Genomic DNA, 25,936 nt, shown 5'->3' on the forward strand with positions numbered 1-25,936 from the left:
GGTTCTTATGCCTGCACGCCGAAGGGCAGGGTGAAGCGGACATCGCCTTCGACCATGTCACGCATATCGGTCAAGCCATTGCGGAACTGCAGAGTGCGCTCCAGGCCCATGCCGAAGGCGAAGCCGGTGTACTCCTCCGGGTCCACGCCCACGGCACGCAGCACGTTCGGGTTGACCATGCCGCAGCCACCCCACTCGATCCAGCCGGCGCCGCCCTTCTTGTTGGGGAACCAGACATCGACCTCAGCGGAAGGCTCAGTAAACGGGAAATAATTGACACGCATGCGCGTGGTGGTCTCTGGTCCGAAAAGTACCTTGGCCAAGTGCTCGAGCGTACCGCGCAGGTGGGCCATCGTCAGGCCTTTATCCACGGCAAGGCCCTCCACTTGGTGGAACACGGGAGTGTGAGTCGCATCCAACTCATCAGTGCGGAAAACACGGCCGGGGCAGGCGATGTACAGCGGTACGTCGCGCTCCAGCATGGTGCGGACCTGTACCGGAGAGGTGTGGGTACGCAGCACCTGCTTAGACCCTTCCTTTCCTACGTGGAAGGTGTCCTGCAGTGTGCGGGCGGGGTGATCCGGCTTGAAGTTCAGGGCATCAAAGTTGAAGTACTCAGCCTCCACCTCTGGACCATCAGCGATTTCCCAGCCCATACCCACGAAGATATCGGCGATACGCTCCGACAAGGCAGTAATCGGGTGCAGTGCACCGGTCTGCGCACGGGTAGTCGGGATGGTGACGTCCACCTTCTCAGCCTTGAGCTGCGCAGCGCGCGCTTCCTGCTCCAAGACCTCACGAATCTGCGCGAAGGTCTTCTCCACCTTGCCACGCGCCATGTTCACTGCCCGGCCAGCGTCTTTGCGCTGGTCTTTCGGCAGTTGGCCAAGGGACTGACGGGCCTGCGGGATATAGCCACCGTCACCAAGGTGATCGCGGCGTGCCGCGCTGAGCTCGTCGAGATCACTCGCGGCCTCGAAGGCAGCGATGGCCTTCTGCGCGGCGGCCTCGAGGGCTTCTTCGGTCAATTCGATCTGAGGTGTATCGGACACGTGCCTTAATTACCTTCTTCTCGCAGAAAAACTAACGCGAGCTATCTTACCGTGCTACCAGACACCTGTGCCCACCAGCCCTAGGGCAGTCAGAATGCTAGTTGGCCTGTTGCTTGGCTGACTCGTACAGGCAAATGCTGGCCGCCGTGGCCAGGTTCAACGACTCTGCGCGACCAAGAATCGGAATGCGTACCCGCATGTCCGCCTCATCTTGCAGATCGCCGAGCCCATGGGCTTCGTTACCAAACAACCATGCCGTGGGCTGGGAAAGGTCTGCGTCCGCGAGGTCTACTTCCCCATCCGCTGCCGTGGCCAACACCTGCATCCCGGATGAGCGCAGCTTTCCTAGAACGTCCTTGATATTGGGGTCTCGGGCAACGGGGATGTGGAACAGCGAGCCTGCCGAAGCTCGCGCCACCTTGCAGCCCAACGGATCCACAGTCTCCCCTGCAAAAATAACGCCATCAGCGCCCATAGCATCGGAGGTCCTAATCAGCGTTCCTGCATTGCCTGGCTCGGACGTGAGCACTGGAACAGACACCAGCTTCGGCTTACCCGCCATAATCTTGCCCGCTGTCCACAGAACAGGACGGCACACAGCGAACAAACCTGTGCTCGTTGCGGTATCCGAGAGATGCTTCGCTGCCTTATCTGTGATGGGATGCACGTAGACGTCCATATATCCGCATGCCGTCACAATATGGGCAAAACGCTCCGCAGCTTTTTCGGTCACAAAAACGTCCGTCGCCGCACCCGTGGATACTGCCGCATCGACGGCGTTTTCGCCCTCAATAATGAAGCGCTCTGCCTTCTTGCGGTTGGCCGTTCGGTGCAGTTTGGCGGCATTGACCACGCGAGGGGTGCGCTCCGTAAAGGCAGCCGAAAAATCTAATTCCATGGCCTTGACCGTACCCACCAATCGGGGCATTGAAAAGTCCCGCCGCGAGTGTTACTCCCCCGTCTAAACATCAACCCTCACCCCAGGACAGTGCGAGGGTTGATGATGGTGATAACGGGGAAACGTCGACAAGCACGGCGCCGAATTTCGCCAAGAATTCCTAGCGCAGGCCAACCTTTTGAGCCAGGTGAACAAGTGCCTGCGGGTTGATGCTGACAAGTCCGGTCTGCTGAGCAAGTGTCGCAAGCGCTGCCACTACAGCTGCGAGGATGCCCATACCGGCGGCAACGCCAGCGCCAAAGTTCGTGCTGCTGCCAGCTTCCCCATCGTGTTTCGGGGTCTTGCTGGGCTCGGACGGTTTCTCATCTTCGGACGGCTTCGGGGCTTCCTCGGACGGAGACTCGTCGCCCGAAGCAGTGGCACCTTCAGTCCACCACTGGTCGAAGACGAGATTGGCCACCGTGGTGTTGTCAATGAAATCACCACGCACCGGATCGGTTCCCGCAGCGTGAGCCTTAATGTCCGCAGAACCTGCGCCCTTGAAGAAGAATGGAACAAGCTGGTTCGTGTGCTGGCCGGAGTACCAGCCGTGGCGGCCAACCTCCTCCTTTGCGCCTACCATAGCGTTGAACTTGTTGTCCGCTTCGGGGTTCTTGTCCGTCGGAACCTCGTTGGCACCAGACAAGTATCCAGTCTCGTGGTCAGCGGTGACGATGAGGAGGGTGTCCTCCCAGGAGGAGTTCTTTTCAACCCACTCAATCGCCGCATCGACGGCCTTGTTGAAGTCCTGGGTTTCCTCAATATCGCGTACCGGGTTATTGCCGTGTCCAGCCCAGTCGATGGCACCGCCTTCAATCATGACGGAGAATCCATCGTCATCCTGGCCCAGCGCATTCAGCGCACCGGTAGTCATAGTGGGCAGATCCACAACATCGTTGAGTTTGTCCGAGTACGGGGCCTCGGCCTCACCGGTGCGGGAATTCTGGAGGGTGGAGCCTACCTGGGCGATGCCCCAGTACTTCGTGCCCGGCTCGACGTCACCGCCGGCCATCTTCTGAAAGTCATCGTTGGACTCAAAGTAGGTCCAATCAGTCTGGCCCTCAGATAGCTTGGCGTAATCATCCTCGTAGATGAAGCTGTAGTCCGGAGTATCGAGCTTCTCATGGTCGTTGTTGTAGAAGGGGTGGCCAGCGGCCATCACAAGGTCGAGGTCGCTGCCGAGCATCTCCTTGGTAATGTCCTGCAGCTTATCGCGGTCCATGTTGTGTGCGGCCCACGCAGCGGGAGTTGCCTCGGAGTAGGCCACCGAAGAGACTACGCCGGCAGACTTTCCCTGCTTCTTCGCACGCTCCGACATGTTTTCTTCCTTCATGCCGTAGTGCGACATGCCGAGGATTCCGTTGTTGGTCTTAACGCCAGTCGCCATAGCTGTACCCGCGGCAGCAGAGTCCGTGATCTTGCCCTCCGTGACATACTCATGGGTCTTCCACGCCTGTTCCGGATCGTAGGAACCACCCATAGGGAACGTTGCCATGGACAGTCGGTTGAACTCCTCATAGGACTGAACCGGCTCGCCGTCCTTCTCTTTAAGTTCCTCATCGCCGAAGTCACCGTCGACGAGGTACTTCGACTGACCTGTCTCATAGAGATTGGTCAAAGCTAGGTGGCCATAGCCCATGCCATCACCAATCATGTAGATGATGTTCTTGGGGCCAGTGTGAGTATCCTCAGCGGCAACCGCTGGGCTCATACCCAGGGCAACAACGGAGGCAGAAGTTACAACTGCCACGGCAGAGGTGGCGAAACGCGAGAGTGTCATCTGTGAAGTTATCCTTGCGAAACGTGACGAGTAATGAACAGCTGGAAGATTAATATTCACGCGTGACAGCCGGGCTACTGGTCTGTATGTAGAAGATGAATAAATAAATAACAACTATCGCGTTGGATGGCGGAAGCGCCGAACCCCAGGGACGCACAAAGCCCACCTGCTCCCAGTGTATGGGAGCAGGTGGGCTCTGGATGACGCTTCTACGTCAGGTGCTTAGGCAGCCTTCGGAGCGTTGACATCCTCCGGCAGAGCAGCCTTTGCGGCCTCGCACAGTGCGGAGAAAGCCTCGAAGTCATTGACGGCAAGCTCAGCGAGGATCTTGCGGTCGACCTCGATCTCAGCCAGGCGCAGGCCGTGGATGAGACGGTTGTAGGTGATGTCATTCATACGAGCAGCAGCGTTGATGCGCTGGATCCACAGCTTGCGGAACTCGGACTTACGGGCGCGACGATCGCGGTAAGCGTAAGTCATGGAGTGCAGCCACTGCTCCTTGGCCTTACGGTACAGGCGGGAACGCTGGCCGCGGTAGCCCTTAGCGGACTTCAGGATCGCGCGGCGCTTCTTCTTGGCGTTAACTGAGCGCTTTACTCGTGCCACAGTAATACTTCCTTATCTTGATTGTGAGTGTGTGGGGATGGGGAGTTCGGCGCTAACTAGGCGCGGCCGAGAAGGCGCTTGATGCGCTTGGTGTCTGCCTTGGCAACGTCCTCGGTGCCCTTCAGGCGACGGGTGCGCTTGGACGGCTTGCCCTCCAGAAGGTGGCGGCGGTTAGCCTGCTCGCGACGCAGCTTGCCGGAGCCGGTCACCTTGATGCGCTTGGCGGTGCCCTTGTGAGTCTTCTGCTTCATGAGAATTAAATCCTTAAATCCTAAGTGGAGCGTGGTCTACTTCTTGCCCTTGCGGACGGGTCCCAGGACCATGGTCATGTTGCGACCATCCTGCTTGGGGCGCGACTCCACGACGCCGATTTCGGCGACGTCGTCAGCCAAGCGCTCCAACAGGCGGAAACCGAGCTCCGGTCGCGACTGCTCACGACCACGGAACATGATGGTCACCTTAACCTTGGAACCCTTCTCCAGGAAGCGCACCACATTACCCTTTTTGGTCTCGTAATCGTGATCATCAATCTTCGGACGGAACTTCTGTTCCTTCACCACAGTCTGCTGCTGATTCTTACGGGACTCGCGGGCCTTCTGAGCCTGCTCGTACTTAAACTTTCCGTAATCCATGATCTTGGCTACGGGCGGCTTCGCGTTCGGCGCAACCTCGACCAAGTCAAGATCCGCTTCGTACGCAAGCTTGCGAGCATCGTCAGTTCGAACGATGCCCACCTGTTCACCACCGGGGCCAACTAGACGGACCTCGGGTACTCGGATGCGCTCATTAATGCGAGCTTCAGCGCTGATTGTGGTTCTCCTCGATTGTGGGGTTAGTAGTGTGCCTACCGTGACCACAAACGAATAAATCCCGGGTGCCACTGGCAACCGGGAGTTTCTAACAAGCACGCACCACTCACGTGGCACCTACTCTTTACCTTTATCCTGCACCTACACAAAGTGTGAAGCGCGGCTTCGGGTGGGAGAAACTCCGCTTGCGGCCCAAGTACCTCCTGGAGGAGGCGCTACGGGCGGTAGTGGGATCAACCCTAACACCCACGAGGCACGGAACCAAATCACCGCGCGGAGGTGCGTGTCGAGGCGGTGCTTGACGACGCCCCCGAGGTCATTGTCACGCTTGACCGAGCCCCCGTCGCCGTCGCCGCGCTGCTCACGGAACTGGTGGCACTCGTGGGTTTCGGTTCACACTCCTCCACTGGTTTCAGCGTACCTGCATCAAGTGCCTCCGTGACCACACGATCAACACCAGCCGCAAGGACGTTCAGGGCTGGGATAGCCTGTTCAGCACTTACTCCTGGCATGGTGACCTCGATTGCCAAGCCCACGGAGCCGGCAATTCCGGTATCGCGCACGCCAAGCTGGCGGTGAGTGTAGCTGTTGTCTTCCTCGGACAGGCCCCAGCCACCCTTGGCGCGCGTGTCTGGAAGTTTGTCCAAACCGTTGTCCTGCCACGCAACAATCTGATCCATCACTTCATAGACGTACTCCGCTTCGGGGATACACGGCAGATGCGACCCAAACACAGCTTGGTCCTTCAACAACCAGGTTGAGTAGCCGAACGGTTCTTCCAGTTCGCCGCGGGAATCGTACTCCGCCAACAGCTTTTTCACGGCTTGCCCGGCGTCTCCCTCGTTCCACCTCACGTGGGACCACAAGGCATACGCCGCGTCGTTATCAGATTCCTTAATGGCCAAGTCAACAAGGTCGGAACTGGCACCATCACGCAGCGCAGCAATGGCAATCGGCACTTTGACTGTGGACCACGTCGGCTCCTCTCCTCGAAGCCCTACCTGCACTGCCCCAGTGCTATCAGCCACGGCCACGCCAGCACGGATCTCATAGTCCTCAAAGTCGGTTTCGACCCCACGGATGACCTCGTTTAGTGCGGCCTTGATGTCATAATCCGAGGCCTGCCCAGTACGCATGACGCTGTGGTCCGTCTCCTCCATCGGCCCAGGCGCATTGTCAGGCCGCGAGCAGCCGGTTACTGCTGCGCATGCAGCAAGACTCACGGCTGTTAACGACGCACCGAGGCGCGGGGGCGTCATGGTGGTTCGGATCACAGCATCTCCTTGAGGAAGCCTCCAGTATAGGAACCTTCGACTTTGGCCACGTCCTCCGGCGTTCCCTGCGCCACGACGGTACCGCCACCGGACCCGCCTTCCGGTCCCATGTCCACGATCCAGTCCGCCGCCTTGATGACGTCCAAGTTGTGCTCGATGATGATCACTGAGTTGCCCTTGTCCACGAGGCTCTGAATGACGAGCATAAGCTTGCGAATGTCTTCGAAATGCAGACCGGTAGTCGGCTCATCCAGGATGTAGACGGTGCGCCCCTTCGTGCGCTTTTGCAGCTCGGAAGCCAGCTTCACGCGCTGGGCCTCACCACCCGACAAGGTCGTGGCTGCTTGACCAAGACGCACGTAGCCAAGGCCCACCTCCGCCAAGGTGTCGAGGTATCGGTGGATAGAGCTAATCGGTTCGAAGAACTCAGCCGCCTCTGCGATGGGCATGTCAAGGACTTCAGCGATGTTCTTACCCTTATAGAGCACTTCGAGGGTTTCGCGGTTATAGCGCGCACCTTGACAGACCTCACACGGCACGTAGACATCCGGCAGGAAGTTCATCTCAATCTTGATGGTGCCGTCACCCTGGCACGCCTCGCAGCGCCCGCCCTTGACGTTGAAAGAGAAGCGTCCTGGTTTATAGCCACGGACCTTGGCTTCCTGGGTCTCAGCAAAGAGGTTACGAATCTTGTCGAAGACACCCGTATACGTCGCTGGGTTGGAACGCGGGGTGCGGCCGATTGGGCTCTGGTCAACCTGCACAAGCTTGTCCAGGTGCTCGACACCTTCCACACGCTTGGCGCGTCCTGGTACCTGGCGGGCACGGTTTAGTTTGTTCGCCAGGGTCTTCGCCAGAATCTGGTTGACAACGGTGGACTTGCCTGAACCTGAGACGCCGGTGACACAGACGAGTACGCCAAGGGGAATCTCTACGTCAATGCTCTGCAGGTTGTTCTCGCGTGCGCCCACGACCTTGAGCATGCGCTCGCGGTCAATCTCGCGGCGCGAATCCGGAACAGCGAGTTCCTTCTTCCCGGACAAGTACTGGCCGGTGAGGGACTCTTCGACATCCTCAATACCTGCGGGCTCACCTTGGTAGACCACCTGGCCGCCGTACTCGCCAGCACGTGGGCCGACATCAACAAGCCAATCGGCTTCGCGGATGGTGTCCTCGTCGTGTTCAACAACAATGAGGGTGTTGCCAATATCGCGTAGGCGCTTGAGGGTCTTGATCAGACGTTGATTGTCGCGCTGGTGCAGACCAATAGAAGGTTCATCCAGCACGTAGAGCACGCCGGCGAGTCCGGAACCAATCTGGGTGGCCAGACGAATTCGCTGCGCTTCACCACCAGACAACGTCGAGGCGCCGCGGTCGAGAGTGAGGTAGTTGAGGCCGACGTCGAGAAGAAAGCGCAGGCGGGCCTGAATTTCCTTCAGAACAGCACCGGCAATGATCTCCTCACGGTGGCCCAGCACCAGCGAGTCCAAGAACTCCGCCGCGTCCTCGATGGACAGCGCGGTCAGACCTGCAATGGATTGCTCGCCGTGGGCAGTCGACGCCAAGCGCACCGCAAGAATCTCCGGCTTAAGACGAGTACCGCCACAGGCATGACACGGCACGCGGCGGGTGTACTGCAGCAGGCGGTCCTTCTGTGATTCAGAATCTGTTTGCTCCAGCTTGCGCTCCAGGAAGCCAATGGCTCCCTCAAACGGCGCGGACCAATTCCGCTGGCGGCCGTAACGGTTCTTGTAGCGCACCGTCACTTCCGCATCCGAGCCATAGATCAGCGCGTGGCGCTGCTCCTTGCTGAGCTCGGACACTGGCGTCTGTGGGTCAAAGCCGAGAGTCTTGGCTAGACCCTCGACAAGCTTGACAAAGTACCGGGAATTCGGGCTCGATGTCCACGGCTGAATCGCCTCCACCGCCGGTGCATCGGGGTCTGGGATAAGAAGATCCACGTCCACCTCAAGGCGGGTACCCAATCCGTCACAGACGGGGCAGGAACCGAACGGTGCGTTGAAGGAAAATGCCCGCGGCTCATATTCCTCGATCGCCAGCGCATGACCGTTGGGGCAGGCAGCCTTTTCTGAGTAGGTATGCGTCAGTTCTTCACGGTCAACGAAATCGAGGGTCACTAGACCGTCCGCTAGTCGCAGCGCCGTCTCCACTGAATCGGTGAGGCGCTGTTTTTGGGACGCCTTGACTTGCAAACGGTCCACCACGACATCAATATCGTGTTTAATCTGCTTCTTGAGCTTCGGTGGATCGCTAAGCTGGTGCAGTTCACCGTCCACGCGCACACGAGAGTAACCCTGCGCTGCCAAGTCCTTGAACAGGTCTACGAACTCACCCTTGCGGCGGCGGACCACAGGGGCCAACACCTGAAATTTCAGCTTCTCCTCATGGCCCAGCACTTCGTCGACGATTTGTTGTAGGGTCTGTCGCTCGATGACCGCATCACATTCCGGGCAATGCGGGGTACCCGCACGGGAAAACAGCAGACGCAGGTAGTCATAGATTTCCGTAATCGTGCCCACAGTAGAGCGCGGGTTGTGGTTAGTGGACTTCTGGTCAATAGACACAGCCGGAGATAGTCCATCAATAAACTCGACATCCGGCTTGTCCATCTGGCCGAGGAACATACGAGCATACGAGCTCAAGGACTCCACATAGCGGCGCTGGCCTTCGGCAAAGATGGTGTCAAAGGCCAAGGAAGACTTGCCTGAGCCCGACAGACCGGTAAACACCACCAGTTTATCGCGTGGGATATCGATATCCACGCCCTTGAGGTTGTGTTCACGAGCGCCTCGTACGACCAAACGATCAGCCACTGATTGCTGCCTTCCTACACAAGAGAATGTTCGTTCTAGGGGGTTCTGGATCAGAATCTACCCGTAAGGTGGGACACATGAACAACGCACTCGAGCTTCATAAAATTTCCGTCTCCGAGATGGACAACAATTGCTACCTGTTGTGTGCTGGCGATGAGGCGCTGCTTGTCGACGCCTCCGCAGACGCCCCCGCCCTCCTGTCCCTCGCTGCCGATCACGGCGTTTCCATCACCGCGGTGCTCACCACACACCGCCACTGGGACCACGTCCGTGCACTTGAAGAGGTCCTTGAGAAGACCGGTGCCACGCACTATGCCAGCTTCCTCGACTCCCCTGCCCTGCCGGCGGCTGTCGATGTCGAACTGGAACATGGTGACACTCTGCCTTTCGCGGGCTATGAGTTTCCGGTCACGATTCTGCGTGGCCACACCCCAGGCGGTGCGGCCATCGCGGCGGACATCGACGGTGTGACCAACCTTTTTGTGGGCGATTCCCTGTTTCCCGGCGGCGTGGGCAAGACCACCTCGGAAGGAGACTTTGTTCGCCTGTACAAGGACGTGACACAAAGACTTTTTGACGTATTCCCTGACGAGGCCATTGTCCGGCCCGGACACGGTGATTCCACCACCCTTGGCGCGGAACGTCCACACCTCGAGGAATGGTGGGAGCGCCGGTGGTAACAGCGATTGCTGGGTGATCCGCGTACTATGGTGTGACGAACGTCTTTACATATCTAATGAATGGAGCACGTCATGATTCGTAAGCTTGCCCGTCCTATGCTGGCCTCTGTGTTTGTCTGGGATGGTGTGGATACCCTCCGCAACACCTCGGAGCACGTCGCGGACACCGAGTCCGTGCTTAAGCGCCTTCGCAAGGTACTGCCCCGTGAGTACGCAGGCTACATCCCGAATGACCCGGAGCTGGTTACCCGTGCACTTGGCGGTGCCAAGACCGCAGCCGGCACGTCCTTTGCGCTGGGCAAGGCTCCACGCACCTCGGCAGCTGTGCTGGCACTGACTCACATTCCGAATCTTGCGGGTAACTCTTTCTGGTCTGCTGATTCCAAGAAGGACAAGGAAGCCCAGCGCACCAACTTCATCACCAACACGGCGCTTCTCGGTGCACTGGCCATTGTCACCCAGGACACCGAGGGCAAGCCGTCCCTGCGCTGGCGCACCGCGAAGGCGTCCGAGCGCGCCAACAAGAAGATCCAGGCTGCCCTCCCGGGCAAGTCCGATCAGCAGAAGTTCGCGGAGGACGTGTCCAACCGTGCGAGCGACATCTCCTCCGATGTGACTGCAAAGGCCACTGATTGGTTCGAGACTGCCAAGGACTACGTCGAGGACAACCGCGATGATTGGGAGTCCACCGGCCGTGACTTGCTTGATAACGCTCGCTCCTTCGTTGAGGACACCGCTGAAAGCGCCCGCGAGTTCTTCGACGACAACAAGGATGACTGGCTCAACGCCGCCCGCGATAACACCGAAACCGCTCGCAAGGGCCTGGTGAAGGCTGCTGGCAAGGCCCAGGATCGCGCCGATGTGGCCCTGGCCAAGGCAGATTCCATCGACAGCAAGCGTGCCAAGAAGAAGGCTCGTAAGCGCGCCGAGAAGCTGCAGAAGGTTGCGTCCAAGAAGCTGGACAAGGCCTTCAAGAAGTTCGGCGACAGCTTCTAAAAGCTTCCTGTACTGCGGATCTTTCCCGTAGACGCACCGTCCGCAATGAGGGCGGTGGAGAGGACAACGGCTCAGCGACTATGCTGGGCCGTTGTCCTTTTTCTATTACCTCCGTGTCGTCGAGAAGCCTTCACACGCACCCAAGGAGCCTCGTGTCTGATTCCTCTCCCACAACTCACGCCGCTACCACGAACGAACTGAACTCTGAGATTGCCAAAGAGCAGGTTTATGTCGACGGCCTGTTTGCGCGTCTCGACAATGAGGTGCAGACGGCGAATGAGCGGCTTAATGAGGTCCAGGCGGCTGTAGATCCACACACACCTGATGCTGATGCGTTGGTGCGCCGCGAGACCGAGTACCACGGCTTGCAAGCCAAACTCGATCGCCTCAATCTTGCTCAACTGGGACTGGTGTTTGGACGTATCGATATCGATGCCCCCGGTGACAACCCCACTCCAGAAGGACTCGATCGCCGCTATATCGGGCGCATGGGCCTTGATGCCCGTGAAGAGGACTACCGCACTCTTCTCTTGGACTGGCGCGCGCCTATGGCTAGGCCTTTCTACCTCGCGACTACAGCACACCCGGAGGGTGTGCACATGCGTCGCCATATCCGAACAACGGGCCGAACCGTCACTGGGGTTAGTGATGAAGTTCTCGATGGCGAATCAGCAGTTGAGGATAGTGACGTGGCCAGTGAATCCGCGCTACACCACGTCATGCAGCGCGCACGCACCGGTCACATGCCTTCCATTGTGGAAACCATCCAACGCGAGCAGGACGAGATCATTCGCGATAGCACGCGTGGCGTCATGGTGGTCGAAGGTGGCCCAGGCACGGGTAAGACCGCGGTAGCGTTACACCGCGTGGCCTACCTGCTGTACACCTACCGTGAGCAGCTCGCCGCCACCGGTGTGCTTATCGTGGGCCCCAATTCCACCTTCTTGGAATACATCTCTCGGGTGCTGCCCGAGCTCGGTGAGACCGGCGTGGTTCTGTCCACGATCGCTTCTCTCTTCCCCGGCATCGATGCAACTCACCCCGAATCCTTGCTCGCCCGCGAGATCAAGGGCTCTGAGGCTATGGCTGAGATCCTGAGCAACGCCGTCAAGGATTATCAGTGTCTTCCCGAGGAACCCCGCGTTATCGATATCGACCGCCTTGAGCTCACTGTCACGGCAGACATGGTCAAAGCCGCTCGTACCCGCGCGCGGCGCTCGAGAAAGCCTCACAATGATGCTCAAGGCGCTTTTGCCGAGCACCTCATCGAATCATTGGCTCAGCAGATGGCGGAGCGCATCGGTGCGGACCCACTCGGCGGAGCCAACCTGCTCTCCCGCGCTGACGTCGACCAACTCCACGATGATCTTGCTGAGGAACCGCTCATCACCGATCTCGTCGACGAGTTCTGGCCTCACTTGTCTCCCACCGAGGTCCTCGCAGAGCTGCTCAGCAACCGCGAGCGTATCGACTCCGCGGCGAGTGCCTATGACGAGGAGACACGCGGGGCGCTGTACCGCGTGAATGGTACAGCTTGGGCCGCATCGGACGCAGCGCTTCTCGACGAGCTCGCGGTGCTCATCGGCATGCCCGACCCTGAAGCCGAACGCGCCGCCGAAGACAGGCAATGGCGCGAACAAGTCGCCGAGGCTGAGGACGCTCTGGACATCCTGAGCTCCTCTGACTCGACCGATAATGACGATGACATGTTCGAGGCCGAAATTCTCTCTGCCCACGACGTCATTGACGCCGAGCATCTCGCCCGCCGTCACGAAGTGCGTGACTCCCGAACCACCGCGCAGCGCGCCCGGGAGGATTACACGTGGGCCTACGGACACGTCATCGTTGACGAAGCACAGGAGCTCACCCCCATGGAGTGGCGAATGATCTTCCGCCGCAGCCCGTCACGGTGGATGACTCTCGTGGGCGATACCTCCCAAACCGGCTCCCCCGCCGGCGTGGATGAGTGGGCAGCAACGCTGGAGCCTTTCGTGGGCCAGCGCTTCCGTCAACATGGGCTCACGGTCAACTACCGCACCCCACGTCCCGTCACGGAACTAGCAAACCGCCTCCTAGCGGAGATTAACCCGGACGCCACGCCAAGTATTGCGGTGCGAGATGGGGATGATGTCACCTGGCATGCTAGTGCCCCTGATCAGGAGCCTGGAACCTTCACTGGCCCCGACGGACGCCTCCATGCCGTCATCACTGCCGCGAATGTCGAGGAAGTAAAAGGCCTCGAATTCGACCACGTCACGGTGATCAACCCCGACGATATTGTGGCGGCCTCCACGCAAGGTATCCACAACCTCTATGTGGCGCTGACCCGCGCAACCCAGACGTTGACGATCGCTGGGCGCTACTCGGAGGTTTTCGGATAATCTGGTGCGCATGGCACTTTCCGATATCGCCCGTAAGATTGAGTTCACCACTAATTCCGTGACGCTGAAGCGCTCAGCCCGCAAGGGCTGGCAGCCCTCTATTACCGGATATTCCGGGTATGGAAATGAACATTTCGTCCATGTTTTGGGCCGAGTACTCATGCACGATCCCGAATCACAGGACACTGATACGTGGGCGCAACGCGGCTACCGCCAGTTCTTCACTATCCAGGTTCCACGTCACGAGGTAGAAGTCACCGTTGGAGGAAAGACTGTCGCCGGCACCAGCAATCACAACGGCTACATCGATGTTCTTGTCCATGACCATGGTCTCGAGCCTGGCTGGCACGAAGTCAGCATTCGCGCCAAGGGAGCGGAAGAAGTTACGGCTGAAGTCCTCATCGTGAGTGCGGACACTGAATTCGGCGTAATCAGCGATATCGATGACACCATCATGGTCACCTGGCTCCCCCGCGCCATGATCGCGGCCTGGAACTCCTGGGTTAAGCGCACCAATACCCGCACTCAGGTTGAAGGCATGGCGTCCTTCTACCGTGAGATTGCCGCGGAGAAGCCTGGTGTGCCCTTCATCTACCTCTCTACCGGTGCGTGGAACACCTACGACACCTTGGTCACCTTCATGGAGGAGAACGGTTTCCCGCGCGGACCGCTGCTGCTCACTGACTGGGGTCCCACTCCTACCGGGCTGTTCCGCAATGGCCAGGAGCACAAGCGCGTGCAGCTTCGAAACCTGTTCATCGCTTTCCCAGCGCTGCGGTGGTTGCTCATTGGGGATGATGGCCAGCACGATCCGCTGACCTATGCGGATGCTGTGGCCGAGCACCCAGACCGGGTGGCCGCGGTGGCGATTCGAAACCTCTCCCCACAAGAGCAGCTACTCTCGCACGGTTCATTGGCTCCACTTGCCAGGGTCAACGACCAAACGTCCTTCAACATCCCCCTTATCCAAGGCGCTGACGGCACGGCCCTCGCGCGTGCTTACCGCAAGCTACGTTTCTGACCCTGAGCCCAACAGACCCCTCGAAAACAAGAAACGCGCGGCCCCGGTAGGGAAACCGCGCGGTGGCTTTGTGGGGCCTAGTTGACCGTGTGAACGATCATGACGTCACAGTCGGATTGACGAGCCACGTCAGCCGGAACGGACCCCAGCAGGCGGCCGGTCAAGGAGTTGATGCCGCGGTTACCCACGACGAGCAGGTCAGCCTGATTGTCGTTGACGATAGACATCAGGGCCTGAACCGGGGTACCCGGGCGGACAGCGGTCTCGACGTTCTTCACGCCAAACTTCTCTGCATGCTCCTTGCCGGAGGTTAGGTTGGCCTGGGCCTTTTCATCACCGAGGATGGTGACGGAATCCTGGCGCAGAGTCTTGGACGCCTGCTCCTGGTTCTCGTAGTAGGCACAGCCGATGATGAGGGTGGCATCGAAGGCTGCAGCGATCTTGGAGGCACGCTCCACTGCGAGCAGGGAAGACTTGGAACCGTCGGTACCGACCACGATCTTGTTGTAATCGCTCATGATGACCTTTCTTCGCGAGCCTCCAATCACGGGAATCTCGCTTGACAATCAATTAAACTTTTCGCGCACCCGCTAGTTTAACAACGCGGGTGCCAACACGTCGATTGGAATCCTAATCTTCGGTCGTGTTGACCACGACCACGTCGGCGTGAGCCTTGCGGGTGAGCTCCGTAGCCACGGAACCAAAGACACGTCCACGCACGGAATGGATGCCCTTATTACCCACAACGAACAGGTCCACATCGTGGTCACGGCCGACCTCGATGAGCGCATTGACGGGGTCACCGGACTTGGCAATGATCTCGATGCGCTGAGCACCTTCGCTGTGCGCGATCTCGGCAGCGTTGTTGAGGTAATTCTCCGACATTTCCTCGCTCACCACGGGCACGCGAGCATCCTCGGCGTTCGGGGCACCCAACATCGAACCGGAGTGATTGTAGAACGCGGAAACAATGATCAGCGTTGCGTCGTAGGCACGTGCCATCGATGCGGCGGACTGCACCGCGCGTAGGGAGGTCTTCGATCCATCAGTGCCGACGGCGATAACGTTGTAGCTCAGCATATTTCTCCTTATAAGTGGTGTTTAATCTGTAAATAGTATGGCACGATACCGCGCTGCAGGCGCGAACATCCCCGCCTAAATTCCAGCTTCCTTAAGGCCGCGCTGTTCCTTCTTCAAATCAGCGATTTCATCGCGCAGACGCCCCGCCAACTCAAATTTGAGCTCACGGGCGGCATCACGCATTTGAGCCGTCAAATCGTCGATAAGCGCCTGCACCTCATCCGCCGCCATGGAGGACACATCGCGCTTTTCGACGATCGCCGTTGGATCGGCATCCGCCCCTCCCTCGCCGTCCTTGTCAGCATCCTCATAGACCTGGTCGAGGATGTCCGCAATCTTCTTGCGCAGCGGCTGCGGGTCGATGCCGTGTTCGGTGTTATACGCAATCTGCTTCTCGCGGCGGCGCTCCGTCTCCTCGATGGCCTCTTGCATCGAATCAGTGATCTTATCCGCATACATGATGACCTCGCCCGACACGTTACGTGCGGCACGGCCAATGGTCTGGATCAATGAGGTGGTCGAACGCAGGAATCCTTCCTTATCGGCATCGAGGATGGCCACGAGGGACACCTCCGGAAGGTCCAGGCCCTCACGCAGCAAGTTAATACCAACGAGGACATCGAATTCACCCAAGCGCAACTGACGCAGTAACTCCACGCGCTGCAGAGTGTCGATATCGGAGTGCAGGTAGCGCACCTTGATTCCGTGCTCGAGGAGATAGTCCGTCAAGTCCTCCGCCATTCGCTTGGTCAGCGTGGTGACAAGCACGCGCTCTTCCTTGGCGGTACGGGCACGAACCTCATCAATGAGGTCATCGATCTGCCCCTTCGTAGGCTTGACCGTCACCTTCGGATCCACCAGACCAGTCGGGCGAATAACCTGTTCAACGAATTCTCCCCCCGAAGCCGTCATCTCAAAATCGCCCGGGGTGGCCGACATGTAAACGGTCTGCCCCACTCGTTCCTCGAACTCATCAAAGGTCAGCGGGCGGTTATCAACCGCCGATGGCAGCCGGAATCCAAACTCGACGAGGTTCCGCTTACGGGCCATATCACCTTCATACATGCCACCAATCTGCGGCACGGTGACGTGCGACTCGTCGATAATGGTGAGAAAATCTTCCGGGAAGTAATCCAAGAGGGTGGCCGGTGCGGATCCAGCTGGGCGGCCGTCGACATGGCGCGAATAGTTCTCAATGCCCGAGCAGAAACCTACCTGCTCAATCATCTCAAGGTCATATTCGGTGCGCATGCGAAGGCGCTGCGCTTCGAGCAGCTTGCCGCGGTTCTCCAAATCCGCCAACCGCTCTGCCAGCTCCTCTTTGATGTCCTCGATCGCGCGTGCCATGCGTTCTGGCCCGGCGACATAGTGCGTCGCTGGAAAGATCCGGACCTCATCAACGCGCTCAATCACATCACCGGTGAGCGGGTGAATGTAGTAGAGCTCATCCACGTCATCACCAAAGAACTCGATGCGCACCGCGCGTTCCTCATACGCTGGGATAATGTCCACGGTGTCGCCCTTGACTCGGAAGGTACCACGGGTAAAGCCCACATCATTGCGCTCATATTGGATATCCACGAGAAGGCGTAGGAAGCGATCGCGGTCAATCTCTTCACCTTCTTCCAACACGACCGAGCGATCCAGGTAGGACTGCGGTGTACCCAAACCATAAATGCAGGACACAGAGGAGACTACGACGACATCGCGGCGCGAGAGCAACGCCGAAGTCGCGGAGTGACGTAGGCGCTCCACGTCCTCGTTAATAGAGGAATCTTTCTCAATGTAGGTATCCGTCTGCGCGATATAGGCCTCAGGTTGGTAGTAGTCGTAGTACGACACGAAGTACTCCACCGCGTTGTGCGGCAGCAACTGCCTAAGCTCATTGGCTAGCTGGGCGGCCAGCGTCTTATTCGGCGCCATGACCAAAGTGGGGCGCTGCTGTTGCTCGATGAGCCACGCTGCGGTGGCAGACTTACCGGTACCGGTAGCACCCATGAGAACGACATCGCGTTCACCGCGGTTGAGGCGTTCGTCTAGTTCCGCAATAGCCGCGGGTTGGTCACCAGCGGGTTTGTATTCAGACTCAACCTTGAATTCAGCCGAGCGGCGCTCGACTTCGCCCACAGGGCGGTGCTCAGAAACTGGCAGGATGGGGTGTTCAGCAGCAAAAGCCATGCCGACCAGTCTAACGCGCTCGTCACGGCATTGCGGCGCGCGTGGTGCGCAGCCAGTCCTCCAACTCGTCGGTAGTTTCCCACAGCGCATATATCGGTGATGAATCCGGCTCCATAGCTTTGTTCATACGCTTGCGAAGCCACGCCCTAGTTTGTGGGGTGCGCAGGATACGAACATCTGCCCCGCACAATCCGCCTGGGAGCTTCTCGAAAGGGGTTGAAGCCAGGGCGCCGAGCGCAATGATGGTTTCGGCATCATCCACATCAATGGGTGCCTCCGCGCAGCTTCGCTTAAAAGTTTCTAGGTCGAAAGAGCCATCACGAAGTTGCGCGAGCACTGCGCGCGCGGCGTGATTGTCGAATGGCCCGACGTCCCAGGTTCCCATGAGGAGTGAGGTTAAGCATCGAACATGAACGAGATGAGAGCGAAAGGTAAATTTTGTCTACCATGTCCTTTAAATGTTGCTGCGCTCCTTTAGAATCGGCTGTCATGAAGTTTCGTTCCCTTGCTAGCGCAGTAACCGTTACCGCGCTTCTCCCCGTCGCCCTTGTTGCCCACGCCCCACAAGCCGTGGCCGCGCCCTGTACGCCATACTCCAAGTCCGGAAGCTTCACATCGAAGCCGTCCGCGTCCGCCCCAGCCGGTGGTTCCTCACTCGGCGGGCTCAGCGCACTGTTGAGCGGCTCCTCGAAGCCTTCCCAGCCGGAGCGTGCCAATAGCGGTCAGCGCAGCAACTACAACCAGCGCCAGATCACTGGTGGGCCAACACAGATCATGCAGCTCATCACCGGTGCCGGCTCCCCTAACCGTACTGACCTCGACTTCGGTGTCTCGGGTACTGACCTCGGCATTGCCTATGCCGATGGGGCCGGCCGCTCCTACTATGTGTTTGGTGACACCATGGACTGCGTCGGCGAGGGCGATGGCTGGCGCTCCAACGTTCTCCTGCGCACGACCGATCAGGACTACGGCGATGGTCTGCGCCTCGATGACGCTTTGACTAGCCGCGGCTGGTCCGCCACTGGCTATGCCAAGGAGTTCATCCCCTCTCAAAAAGTCGGTGACGCTGACATGAACGGCGAGCGCACCACCATTCCCACAGCCGGAATTGTGGTTGACGGCGTGCATTACATCGATTACATGTCAGTGCGTTCCTGGCACGATCCGAAGACCGGCTGGTCCACCAACTTTGCCGCAACGGTGAAGTCGACCGATGGTGGCGTGTCATGGACGCCAGTCCCAGAAGCAACCCGCACGAACGCCAGCCACGGCGCGAACGCCCCGATCCCAGGTGGTGCGAATTACCGCCCGGGCTTCGAAAAGCTTCAACAGTCGGCCTACATCGAACACGGAGACTACATCTACCGCTTTACCACCGGGCAAGGCCGTCGCGGTCCGGCATACCTCTCCCGCGCACTGAAGTCGCAGTTTCCCAACGAGAACGCCTTCGCGTACTACGCGGACGGCGGATGGGTCCACGATCCCTCCCAGGCCAGCGTTGTGTTAGATGGCAAAGTCTCTGAGCTCTCGGTGGCGTACAACGACTACCTGGGCAAATTCGTCACCATGTACGGTGTTGAGGGCGAGGGCATCGTCATGCGCACGGCGCCCTCCCCCGAAGGCCCGTGGTCCCCGCGCCGCAAGCTCGTGGACGCTGAAACAGCGAAGGTCATCAGCGGCGAGCCGCTCAATGACACTTACGCTCCTTACGTATTGCCTCATCAGGACGATCAGCACCTGTATTACACACTGACGTCGTGGCGCGACTACAACACCATGCTCATGCGCACGGATCTTGATTTCGTGGGCGAGGACATGGAGAACAACGACCACATCGCTGTCTCTGATGTGGTAGCAACGCGCTAATTAAAGCGACGCTTCAACTCTTCTGCGACCCTCTCGACCTGCGCATCGAGCGCTTCGAGGGGGCCGTTGTTGTCTATGACATAATCCGCTGCAGCAAGGCGGACGTCATCAGGGATCTGCGCTGCAATGCGGCGGCGCGCGTCTTCTTCATCCAGTCCTCGAAACTCCACGAGGCGGCGTACGCGCTCTTCAATCTCAACATCGACAACGATGGTGACATCCATGCCCTTGTTGAGACCATTGTCCACGAGCAACGGCATGTCATAGACCAGGAACGCTTCGCCCGCCGCGCGCGCAGCCTCGAAACGGGCTTGGGTTTCTTCGTGGATACGCGGATGCGTGATGGAATTGAGCACGTCCGTTTTCTCGCGGCTCGCGAAGGCCCGCGAGGCCAGTAGCCCCCGGTTAAGGGAGCCATCGGCGTTGAGAATGTCCTCCCCGAACGCATCGGCCAGCTCGGAGAGAGCCGGTTGGCCTGGTTCGACAATGTCGCGGGCGATCTGGTCGGCATCGACAAGCGCCCAGCCCTGCTCCACCAACAACTGGGCCACAGTAGATTTTCCGCTTCCAATACCGCCGGTGAGTCCAATGAGTTTCATACCCGCCCACGATACGCGAGAGACATGCACAAAGGCCGTCTCTCCCACAATGGCGTGGGGAGAGACGGCCTTGAGTACTCAGAACCTCAGGCGCTAACGCGCCCTGAGATTGCAGAGTGTGGCTTAGTTGCCGGCGAGCTTGTCGCGCAGAGCAGCAAGCTGCTCGTCAGATGCGAGGGAACCGCCAACCTCTGCCTCGGTCTCGGATGCCGGAGCTGCATCCTGGGACTCGGAGGAGTAGTTGGAGTTGTTCGCAGCGGACTCGGCGGCTTCAGCGGCTGCTGCACGGTTGCGCTCGATCTGAGCGGTGTGCAGGTTGAAGCGACGCTCGGACTCGGCGTAGCGAGCCTCCCATGCCTGGCGCTGCTCGTCGAAGCCTTCCTTCCACTCGTTGGTCTCCGGGTCGAAGCCCTCGGGGAAGACGTAGTTGCCCTGCTCGTCGTAGGAGTCAGCCATGCCGTACTTGGACGGATCGAACTCTTCGGTGTAGTCCTCGTCTGCCTGCTTAACGGACAGGGAGATACGACGACGCTCGAGGTCGATGTCGATGACCTTGACCATGACTTCCTGGCCAACGGTGACAACCTGGTCCGGAACCTCCACGTGGCGCTGAGCCAGCTCGGAGATGTGGACGAGGCCCTCGATGCCCTCTTCGACGCGAACGAAGGCGCCGAACGGAACAAGCTTGGTGACCTTGCCCGGGACGATCTGGCCCACAGCGTGAGTGCGGGCGAAGACGCGCCACGGATCTTCCTGGGTTGCCTTCAGGGACAGGGACACGCGCTCGCGGTCCAGGTCGACGTCAAGAACCTCGACGGTGACCTCGTCGCCCACGGTGACAACCTCGGACGGGTGGTCGATGTGCTTCCAGGACAGCTCGGAAACGTGAACCAGGCCGTCGACACCGCCGAGATCGACGAAGGCGCCGAAGTTGACGATGGAGGAGACAACGCCCTTGCGGACCTGACCCTTCTGCAGCTGGTGCAGGAACTCGGAACGGACCTCGGACTGGGTCTGCTCCAGGTATGCGCGGCGGGACAGGACAACGTTGTTGCGCTGCTTGTCCAGCTCGATGATCTTGGCCTCGAGCTCCTGGCCGATGTACGGCTCCAGGTCGCGAACGCGGCGCATCTCAACGAGGGAAGCCGGGAGGAAGCCACGGAGGCCGATGTCGAGGATGAGACCACCCTTGACAACCTCGATGACGGTACCGGTGACCGGCTCTTCCTTGGCGTGCAGCTCTTCGACGGCGCCCCAGGCGCGCTCGTACTGTGCGCGCTTCTTGGACAGGATCAGACGGCCTTCCTTGTCCTCCTTGGTGAGAACAAGTGCGTCGATCTCGTCGCCGACCTCGACAACCTCATCTGGGTTGACGTCGTGCTTGATGGAAAGCTCGCGGGACGGGATGACGCCCTCGGTCTTGTAACCGATGTCGAGCAGGACCTCGTCGTGGTCAACCTTGACCACGGTGCCCTCGACGATGTCACCATCGTTGAAGTACTTGATGGTGGCGTCGACAGCTGCGAGGAAGTCCTCTGCGGTTCCGATGTCGTTAATCGCAACCTGAGGGGTGTTAGAAGTTGGCATGTAGTTATGCTCCGAATAAACGTAGGAGATCGTATTTGGACAGTTACGTGTCTCTTGAAAAGCGTCATTAAGCAGCGCAAAAGCGCAAGACTTAAGATGGATTTCAATCCCGACTCGCGGTCCGGCTGAACCCTCCTACAGTGGCTCAGTGCGTCCCGAGTCATAGACACGCTCGTCCCACACTACATTCATGCAGCTACAACGGCAAATGCGCCACGCGAAAGGAACCATGTTTTCTGCCTCAGCGGCTAACCGAACCTATTGGGACGCCGACGCCGATGCTTACCACGCGACCCACCCAGAGTACCTGTCATCTTTCTATTGGTGCCCGGAGATGCTCCATGAGGGGGATGTGCAGCTGCTTGGCGACGTCTCCTCCGCCACCGTCCTCGAACTTGGTTGCGGCTCTGCTCCATGTACGCAGTGGCTACAGGGGCGCGCGAGGTTCGCGACGGGTTTCGACCTTTCTGCCGGAATGCTATCCCACGCCCAGAAGGGCCTTCCCCTCGTCCAAGCAGACGCGCTCGAGCTTCCCTACCGTGATGCATCCTTCGACGTAGTTTTTTCTGCCTTCGGCGCCTTGCCTTTCATCGCTGATCTCGACGCTGCCCTAGCCGAGGTACACCGTGTACTTCGCCCACAGGGGCGCTTCGTCTTTTCTGTGCCGCACCCCATGCGGTGGGTCTTCCCCGACGACCCTGCGAACCTTACCGCTGAGTTGCCGTACTTCGACCGCGCCTACCTTGAGCAGAATGCCGAGGGCGAACTCACCTACGCCGAGTTTCATCGCACACTGGGTGATTGGCTCCGCGCCCTGCAGGGACGCGGAGCCTTCCACATTCTCAACCTGATAGAGCCCGAGTGGCCCGACAACCTCGACACCACCTGGGGCCAATGGTCCCCGCAACGAGGCGCGATTTTCCCGGGCACCGCTATCTTCATCTGCCAGGCCACCTAGCGGCGTTGCCCATTCTTGGTTTCTGCGCTTCTTTCTCCCTGCGCCCCCTGCCGCACAGTGTGGCCATGCGGAGAACGTAAGCTTGCTGCCATGCTTCAAGAACGCTTCGGGATACTGCTACGCCGGGTCGTGGCGTGGTGGATTGACGCTTTTCTCGCCGCCGCCATCATCCTGGTCCTCAAGTGGATGGTGAATCTGGTGTCCGGTGGCGTGCTGACCGGACGCGCGGGCGAGATCTATGACATCACCGCGCTGGCCCTCGTGTTTTACGTTTACCGCGTGTGGGCCGAGGCAACGAAGCACACCTCCCTGGGCAAGTGGTCCCTCAAGCTGGAGGTCATCGCTCAACGTCCAGGACTCGCCAGCGCCGCCATTCGCAATAGCTGGCTGCTCCTCACCCTCCTCGCGCTGACTGGAGTGCCGATGGTCGAGGGAATCCTCCTCGCGGTCTTGGGGCTCAGCGTCCTGGCACTCGGCCAAACTCCCTTCGACCTTCTGGCTGGGTGCCTCGTGGAGCGCCGCACGCCCACCGACGATGAACGCGCCGTGGGCCTGAGCTAGAGAACCACATCTCGGGAGTTAGTGCGCAGCAGCATCCCAGTTCTCGCCTTTACCTACGGAGACCTCAAGCGGCACGGTCAACTCGATAGCCTTGTCCATTTCGCGCTCGACGATGTTGTGCACCTCATCAGCTTCTCTTGGAGCAACCTCCACGACAAGCTCATCATGGACTTGGAGCAGCACCCGAGAGCTCATGCCGTCAAGCGCCTTATCCACACGAATCATGGCGACCTTGATGATGTCGGCAGCAGTGCCCTGGATGGGCGCGTTGAGCGCAGCACGCTCGGCGTTCTCTCGCGCCACGCGATTATCGGAGTTGAGCTCCGGCAAGTAGCGGCGACGGCCAAACACCGTTGAGGTGTAGCCATCCTTGCGGGCTTGAACGACGACCTCGTCGAGGTAGCGCTTGACACCGCCAAATCGCTCAAAGTAGCTCTCCATGATCTGCTTGGCCTCGCCCGCGGGGATTCCCAACTGCTGCGACAGACCGAATGCAGACAGACCATAGACCAGGCCATAGGACATGGCCTTGACGCGACGACGCAACTCCGGAGTGACGTCGTCGACAGGGACATCAAAGACCCTTGAACCCACGTAATTGTGCAAGTCCTCGCCGTCACGGTAGGCCTCAATCAAGCCAGGATCTGCCGAGAGATGCGCCATGACGCGCATTTCAATCTGTGAGTAGTCCGCCGTAATGAGCGTGTCATAGCCCTCACCCACCACGAAGGCTGAACGAATCTGACGGCCAGCTTCCGTGCGCACCGGAATGTTTTGAAGGTTGGGCTCCGTCGAGGACAGGCGGCCTGTGGAGGTGACCGTCTGGTTGAAGGTGGTATGAATGCGACCATCCGGTTGAATCGTCTTGATGAGGCCCTCCAGCGTGGTCTTCATCTTCTGATACTCGCGGTGGGCCAAGAGATGATCCAGGAAGGGATGCGGATGGCTCGCAGCTAGTTGTTCGATTTCCTTGGCAGCCGTGGAATAGCCCGTCTTGGTCTTCTTTGTCTTCGGCATATCGAAAGTATCGAAGAGCACAGACTGCAGCTGCTTCGGGGAATTCAGGTTGAGGGAGTCATCCCCCGCCAATTCGCGCGCGGCGCGCTCTTGTTCGTTGACCTGCTCGATGAAGGCATCACGCTGGGTTTCCAGAATGTCGCGGTCCACGGCGATGCCGGCGGCTTCCATACGTGCCAGGATTCCCACCAAGGGCAGTTCAAGGTCGGTATAGAGCTCGAAGGAGGCAATGTCCTGCAGCTGCTGTGTCAGCTCCGCTGCCAGCTCCATGATGGCGCCAGCCTGATCTGCCAATGGGTTCTCATCGAGGATAGACAGCTGCTCGCTGGCCTGACCTAAAGACTTCTTCAAGTGGCGCTGATAGACATCACTCAGCTCATACGTGCGCTGGCCGGGGCGAAGTAGGTAAGCAGCAAGTGCGGTGTCATGAGCAATGCCGCGCAGCTCGATGCCACGGCCGGCCAGCATGTGGTAGGCGGCCTTGGCCTCGTGGAAGTATTTCGGCGCATCCGAGGACAGCCAAGCAGCCAAGGCCGCATCCTCCTCCGCGGACAGGTCCCCGAGTTCGAGGTGGAGGCCTTCGAAGGAGTCGTCGACAAGCGCGATCGCCGCCGCGTCACCCGCACCAGGGGTGCCATCGCCCTGGACATACACCGCAACGTTTTCCTTGCCAGCTAGCCATTCCATCAGGGGCGTGTCGGTGATGCTCACGGATACATCCGGTGTCTCTACTGCCGCTGCAGCCTCCGCGTCAGCATCATGTGGGATAGCGCCCAAGACACGCTCTCGCAGATTGGTACCGAACTCCAGCTCATCAAAGCGCGCAGCAACCTCGCTCGCTGCCGCACCTTTGAAGCTCAGGTCGGCCGGCCCCACTTCCAAGTCCATATCGGTCACCATCTGGGTGAGCTGGCGATTCAGCTTGACTTGCTCAATGCGGTCGCGGAAGTTTTGACCCGCCACACCCTTGATCTCGTCCGCGTGGGCAATGAGTTCATCGAGCGAACCATACTGGGTGATCCACTTAGTCGCGGTCTTTTCACCAACTTTGGGAACATTGGGCAGGTTATCCGAGGGATCTCCGCGTAGAGCGGCGAAATCCGGATACTGCTGTGGAGTTAAACCATACTTCTCCTCCACTGCGGCCGGGGTAAACCTGTGAAGTGTCGACACGCCGCGCATGGGATACAGGACGGTCGTGGACTCGTTGACAAGCTGCAGATAATCGCGATCACCCGTCACGAGCAAGGTCTCATAGTCAGATCCCGCCTGCGTGGACAGCGTCGCCACAATGTCATCGGCCTCGAAGTTCTCACGGGACAGCGTAGTGATGCCGAGTGTCTCCAGTACCTCGCGGATAAGCTCCACTTGTCCGCGGAACTCCTCGGGTGCTGCCTCTCGCTGCGCTTTGTAATCCGGGAACATCTCCGTGCGGAAAGTCTTACGTCCCACGTCGAAGGCGACGGCGACAAAGTCCGGCTTCTCCTCGGCCAAAATGTTGGCCAACATCGAGAGGAAGCCGTACACGGCATTGGTGTGTTGGCCTCCTGAAGTGGAGAAATTCTCCGCAGGAAGTGCATAAAATGCGCGGAAGGCCATCGAGTGGCCGTCGATAAGCAAAAGTCGGGGCTGAGAAGTAGTCACCCAGCCCATCCTAACGTGTTGTCTGCGGCACCACCGCTCCCCCTCCGCCAGTGTCCCAAGCACTTTCACACCATGC

Annotated in this window: 22 protein-coding genes; 7 read left to right on the forward strand and 15 right to left on the reverse strand. The window is 59.2% G+C overall.

The annotated features are described in order from the left end of the window. Nucleotides 1–5: 5 nt before the first annotated feature. From pheS to uvrA, 8 genes are all read right to left on the reverse strand, one after another. Nucleotides 6–1,052 (reverse strand): phenylalanine--tRNA ligase subunit alpha, encoded by a 1,047-nt coding sequence (gene pheS, locus HMPREF3149_RS06140; RefSeq protein ID WP_070537135.1) that lies wholly within the window; start codon nt 1,050–1,052, stop codon nt 6–8. 97 nt (nt 1,053–1,149) lie between these two features. Beyond that, nucleotides 1,150–1,950: a TrmH family RNA methyltransferase gene (locus HMPREF3149_RS06145; RefSeq protein ID WP_070537191.1), complete on the reverse strand. Its 801-nt coding sequence runs from the start codon at nt 1,948–1,950 to the stop codon at nt 1,150–1,152. A 160-nt stretch (nt 1,951–2,110) separates the two neighbouring features. After that, nucleotides 2,111–3,769: an alkaline phosphatase gene (locus HMPREF3149_RS12965; RefSeq protein ID WP_083280788.1), complete on the reverse strand. Its 1,659-nt coding sequence runs from the start codon at nt 3,767–3,769 to the stop codon at nt 2,111–2,113. A gap of 222 nt (nt 3,770–3,991) precedes the next feature. Then, nucleotides 3,992–4,375, reverse strand: coding sequence for a 50S ribosomal protein L20 (gene rplT / locus HMPREF3149_RS06155; RefSeq protein WP_005323264.1), 384 nt, complete (start codon nt 4,373–4,375; stop codon nt 3,992–3,994). A 56-nt stretch (nt 4,376–4,431) separates the two neighbouring features. Further along, the gene (rpmI, locus tag HMPREF3149_RS06160; protein WP_039675593.1) at nt 4,432–4,626 is read right to left on the reverse strand and encodes a 50S ribosomal protein L35; all 195 of its coding nucleotides are present in this window, start codon (nt 4,624–4,626) and stop codon (nt 4,432–4,434) included. Nucleotides 4,627–4,662: 36 nt separating this feature from the next. Further along, nucleotides 4,663–5,232, reverse strand: a complete 570-nt coding sequence (gene infC / locus HMPREF3149_RS06165; protein ID WP_083280789.1) for a translation initiation factor IF-3 — start codon at nt 5,230–5,232, stop codon at nt 4,663–4,665. Between the two features lie 218 nt (nt 5,233–5,450). Continuing rightward, the gene (locus HMPREF3149_RS06170; RefSeq protein ID WP_210385419.1) at nt 5,451–6,458 is read right to left on the reverse strand and encodes a serine hydrolase; all 1,008 of its coding nucleotides are present in this window, start codon (nt 6,456–6,458) and stop codon (nt 5,451–5,453) included. Then, a complete protein-coding gene (uvrA, locus tag HMPREF3149_RS06175; protein WP_070537137.1) occupies nt 6,455–9,292 on the reverse strand; it encodes an excinuclease ABC subunit UvrA in 2,838 nt (945 codons plus the stop codon). Before uvrA ends, HMPREF3149_RS06170 begins: the two co-directional genes overlap by 4 nt. Before the next feature lie 77 nt (nt 9,293–9,369). Between uvrA and HMPREF3149_RS06180 the strand changes: the two genes are divergently transcribed. The 4 genes from HMPREF3149_RS06180 (at nt 9,370) to HMPREF3149_RS06195 (ending at nt 14,370) form a co-directional block, all read left to right on the forward strand. Next, the gene (locus HMPREF3149_RS06180) at nt 9,370–9,972 is read left to right on the forward strand and encodes an MBL fold metallo-hydrolase (protein ID WP_070537138.1); all 603 of its coding nucleotides are present in this window, start codon (nt 9,370–9,372) and stop codon (nt 9,970–9,972) included. A 72-nt stretch (nt 9,973–10,044) separates the two neighbouring features. Further along, complete coding sequence (locus tag HMPREF3149_RS06185; protein WP_070537139.1) at nt 10,045–10,968, forward strand: DoxX family protein; 924 nt, start codon at nt 10,045–10,047, stop codon at nt 10,966–10,968. A gap of 80 nt (nt 10,969–11,048) precedes the next feature. Further along, on the forward strand, nt 11,049–13,349 hold the full coding sequence (locus HMPREF3149_RS06190; RefSeq protein WP_210385420.1) for a HelD family protein: 2,301 nt from the start codon (nt 11,049–11,051) through the stop codon (nt 13,347–13,349). A gap of 10 nt (nt 13,350–13,359) precedes the next feature. Next, on the forward strand, nt 13,360–14,370 hold the full coding sequence (locus HMPREF3149_RS06195) for an App1 family protein (protein WP_070537193.1): 1,011 nt from the start codon (nt 13,360–13,362) through the stop codon (nt 14,368–14,370). A gap of 77 nt (nt 14,371–14,447) precedes the next feature. On the opposite strand, the gene HMPREF3149_RS06200 is transcribed toward HMPREF3149_RS06195, so the two are convergent. The 4 genes from HMPREF3149_RS06200 to HMPREF3149_RS06215 all read right to left on the reverse strand — a co-directional run bounded on the left by HMPREF3149_RS06200 (nt 14,448) and on the right by HMPREF3149_RS06215 (nt 18,013). Beyond that, nucleotides 14,448–14,888, reverse strand: coding sequence for a universal stress protein (locus tag HMPREF3149_RS06200; protein WP_042531016.1), 441 nt, complete (start codon nt 14,886–14,888; stop codon nt 14,448–14,450). Between the two features lie 112 nt (nt 14,889–15,000). Then, nucleotides 15,001–15,450 carry a universal stress protein gene (locus tag HMPREF3149_RS06205; RefSeq protein ID WP_042531017.1) on the reverse strand — a complete coding sequence of 150 codons (450 nt, stop codon included), beginning with the start codon at nt 15,448–15,450 and terminating at the stop codon, nt 15,001–15,003. 75 nt (nt 15,451–15,525) lie between these two features. After that, nucleotides 15,526–17,628 carry an excinuclease ABC subunit UvrB gene (gene uvrB / locus HMPREF3149_RS06210; RefSeq protein ID WP_042531019.1) on the reverse strand — a complete coding sequence of 701 codons (2,103 nt, stop codon included), beginning with the start codon at nt 17,626–17,628 and terminating at the stop codon, nt 15,526–15,528. A gap of 22 nt (nt 17,629–17,650) precedes the next feature. Next, the gene (locus HMPREF3149_RS06215) at nt 17,651–18,013 is read right to left on the reverse strand and encodes a DUF4259 domain-containing protein (protein WP_042531022.1); all 363 of its coding nucleotides are present in this window, start codon (nt 18,011–18,013) and stop codon (nt 17,651–17,653) included. Between the two features lie 104 nt (nt 18,014–18,117). Between HMPREF3149_RS06215 and HMPREF3149_RS06220 the strand changes: the two genes are divergently transcribed. After that, nucleotides 18,118–19,494, forward strand: coding sequence for a DUF4185 domain-containing protein (locus tag HMPREF3149_RS06220; RefSeq protein ID WP_070537141.1), 1,377 nt, complete (start codon nt 18,118–18,120; stop codon nt 19,492–19,494). Here HMPREF3149_RS06220 and coaE read toward each other — a convergent pair. Both coaE and rpsA read right to left on the reverse strand, forming a co-directional pair. Then, entirely contained in the window at nt 19,491–20,093 is a 603-nt protein-coding gene (gene coaE, locus HMPREF3149_RS06225) for a dephospho-CoA kinase (protein WP_070537142.1), read from the reverse strand. The two genes, HMPREF3149_RS06220 and coaE, sit on opposite strands and share 4 nt — an antisense overlap. Nucleotides 20,094–20,216: 123 nt before the next feature. After that, complete coding sequence (rpsA, locus tag HMPREF3149_RS06230; protein ID WP_042531028.1) at nt 20,217–21,680, reverse strand: 30S ribosomal protein S1; 1,464 nt, start codon at nt 21,678–21,680, stop codon at nt 20,217–20,219. 229 nt (nt 21,681–21,909) lie between these two features. Here rpsA and HMPREF3149_RS06235 point away from each other — a divergent pair, with 229 nt between their 5' ends. Together HMPREF3149_RS06235 and HMPREF3149_RS06240 are read left to right on the forward strand one after the other, a co-directional pair. Continuing rightward, the gene (locus tag HMPREF3149_RS06235; protein WP_070537143.1) at nt 21,910–22,638 is read left to right on the forward strand and encodes a class I SAM-dependent DNA methyltransferase; all 729 of its coding nucleotides are present in this window, start codon (nt 21,910–21,912) and stop codon (nt 22,636–22,638) included. 90 nt (nt 22,639–22,728) lie between these two features. Next, on the forward strand, nt 22,729–23,199 hold the full coding sequence (locus tag HMPREF3149_RS06240) for an RDD family protein (protein WP_070537144.1): 471 nt from the start codon (nt 22,729–22,731) through the stop codon (nt 23,197–23,199). 18 nt (nt 23,200–23,217) lie between these two features. Here the strand turns inward: HMPREF3149_RS06240 and polA are convergent, their stop codons facing one another. Further along, nucleotides 23,218–25,869 carry a DNA polymerase I gene (polA, locus tag HMPREF3149_RS06245; protein WP_070537145.1) on the reverse strand — a complete coding sequence of 884 codons (2,652 nt, stop codon included), beginning with the start codon at nt 25,867–25,869 and terminating at the stop codon, nt 23,218–23,220. Nucleotides 25,870–25,936: the final 67 nt, after the last annotated feature.

The sequence above is a fragment of the Corynebacterium sp. HMSC05E07 genome, from assembly GCF_001807225.1.
GTDB lineage: Bacteria > Actinomycetota > Actinomycetes > Mycobacteriales > Mycobacteriaceae > Corynebacterium > Corynebacterium singulare.

Bases quoted from the DNA above. Each gene is read 5' to 3' on its own strand.
- uvrB (WP_042531019.1), bottom strand. From the start codon at position 17,628: ATGGCTTTTGCTGCTGAACACCCCATCCTGCCAGTTTCTGAGCACCGC.
- rpmI (WP_039675593.1), bottom strand. From the start codon at position 4,626: ATGAAGCAGAAGACTCACAAGGGCACCGCCAAGCGCATCAAGGTGACC.
- HMPREF3149_RS06195 (WP_070537193.1), top strand. From the start codon at position 13,360: ATGGCACTTTCCGATATCGCCCGTAAGATTGAGTTCACCACTAATTCC.
- polA (WP_070537145.1), bottom strand. From the start codon at position 25,869: ATGGGCTGGGTGACTACTTCTCAGCCCCGACTTTTGCTTATCGACGGC.
- HMPREF3149_RS06215 (WP_042531022.1), bottom strand. From the start codon at position 18,013: ATGGGAACCTGGGACGTCGGGCCATTCGACAATCACGCCGCGCGCGCA.
- HMPREF3149_RS06185 (WP_070537139.1), top strand. From the start codon at position 10,045: ATGATTCGTAAGCTTGCCCGTCCTATGCTGGCCTCTGTGTTTGTCTGG.
- rpsA (WP_042531028.1), bottom strand. From the start codon at position 21,680: ATGCCAACTTCTAACACCCCTCAGGTTGCGATTAACGACATCGGAACC.
- HMPREF3149_RS12965 (WP_083280788.1), bottom strand. From the start codon at position 3,769: ATGACACTCTCGCGTTTCGCCACCTCTGCCGTGGCAGTTGTAACTTCT.
- HMPREF3149_RS06240 (WP_070537144.1), top strand. From the start codon at position 22,729: ATGCTTCAAGAACGCTTCGGGATACTGCTACGCCGGGTCGTGGCGTGG.
- HMPREF3149_RS06190 (WP_210385420.1), top strand. From the start codon at position 11,049: ATGCTGGGCCGTTGTCCTTTTTCTATTACCTCCGTGTCGTCGAGAAGC.
- HMPREF3149_RS06205 (WP_042531017.1), bottom strand. From the start codon at position 15,450: ATGCTGAGCTACAACGTTATCGCCGTCGGCACTGATGGATCGAAGACC.
- HMPREF3149_RS06235 (WP_070537143.1), top strand. From the start codon at position 21,910: ATGTTTTCTGCCTCAGCGGCTAACCGAACCTATTGGGACGCCGACGCC.
- HMPREF3149_RS06200 (WP_042531016.1), bottom strand. From the start codon at position 14,888: ATGAGCGATTACAACAAGATCGTGGTCGGTACCGACGGTTCCAAGTCT.
- HMPREF3149_RS06220 (WP_070537141.1), top strand. From the start codon at position 18,118: ATGAAGTTTCGTTCCCTTGCTAGCGCAGTAACCGTTACCGCGCTTCTC.
- HMPREF3149_RS06145 (WP_070537191.1), bottom strand. From the start codon at position 1,950: ATGGAATTAGATTTTTCGGCTGCCTTTACGGAGCGCACCCCTCGCGTG.
- HMPREF3149_RS06180 (WP_070537138.1), top strand. From the start codon at position 9,370: ATGAACAACGCACTCGAGCTTCATAAAATTTCCGTCTCCGAGATGGAC.
- coaE (WP_070537142.1), bottom strand. From the start codon at position 20,093: ATGAAACTCATTGGACTCACCGGCGGTATTGGAAGCGGAAAATCTACT.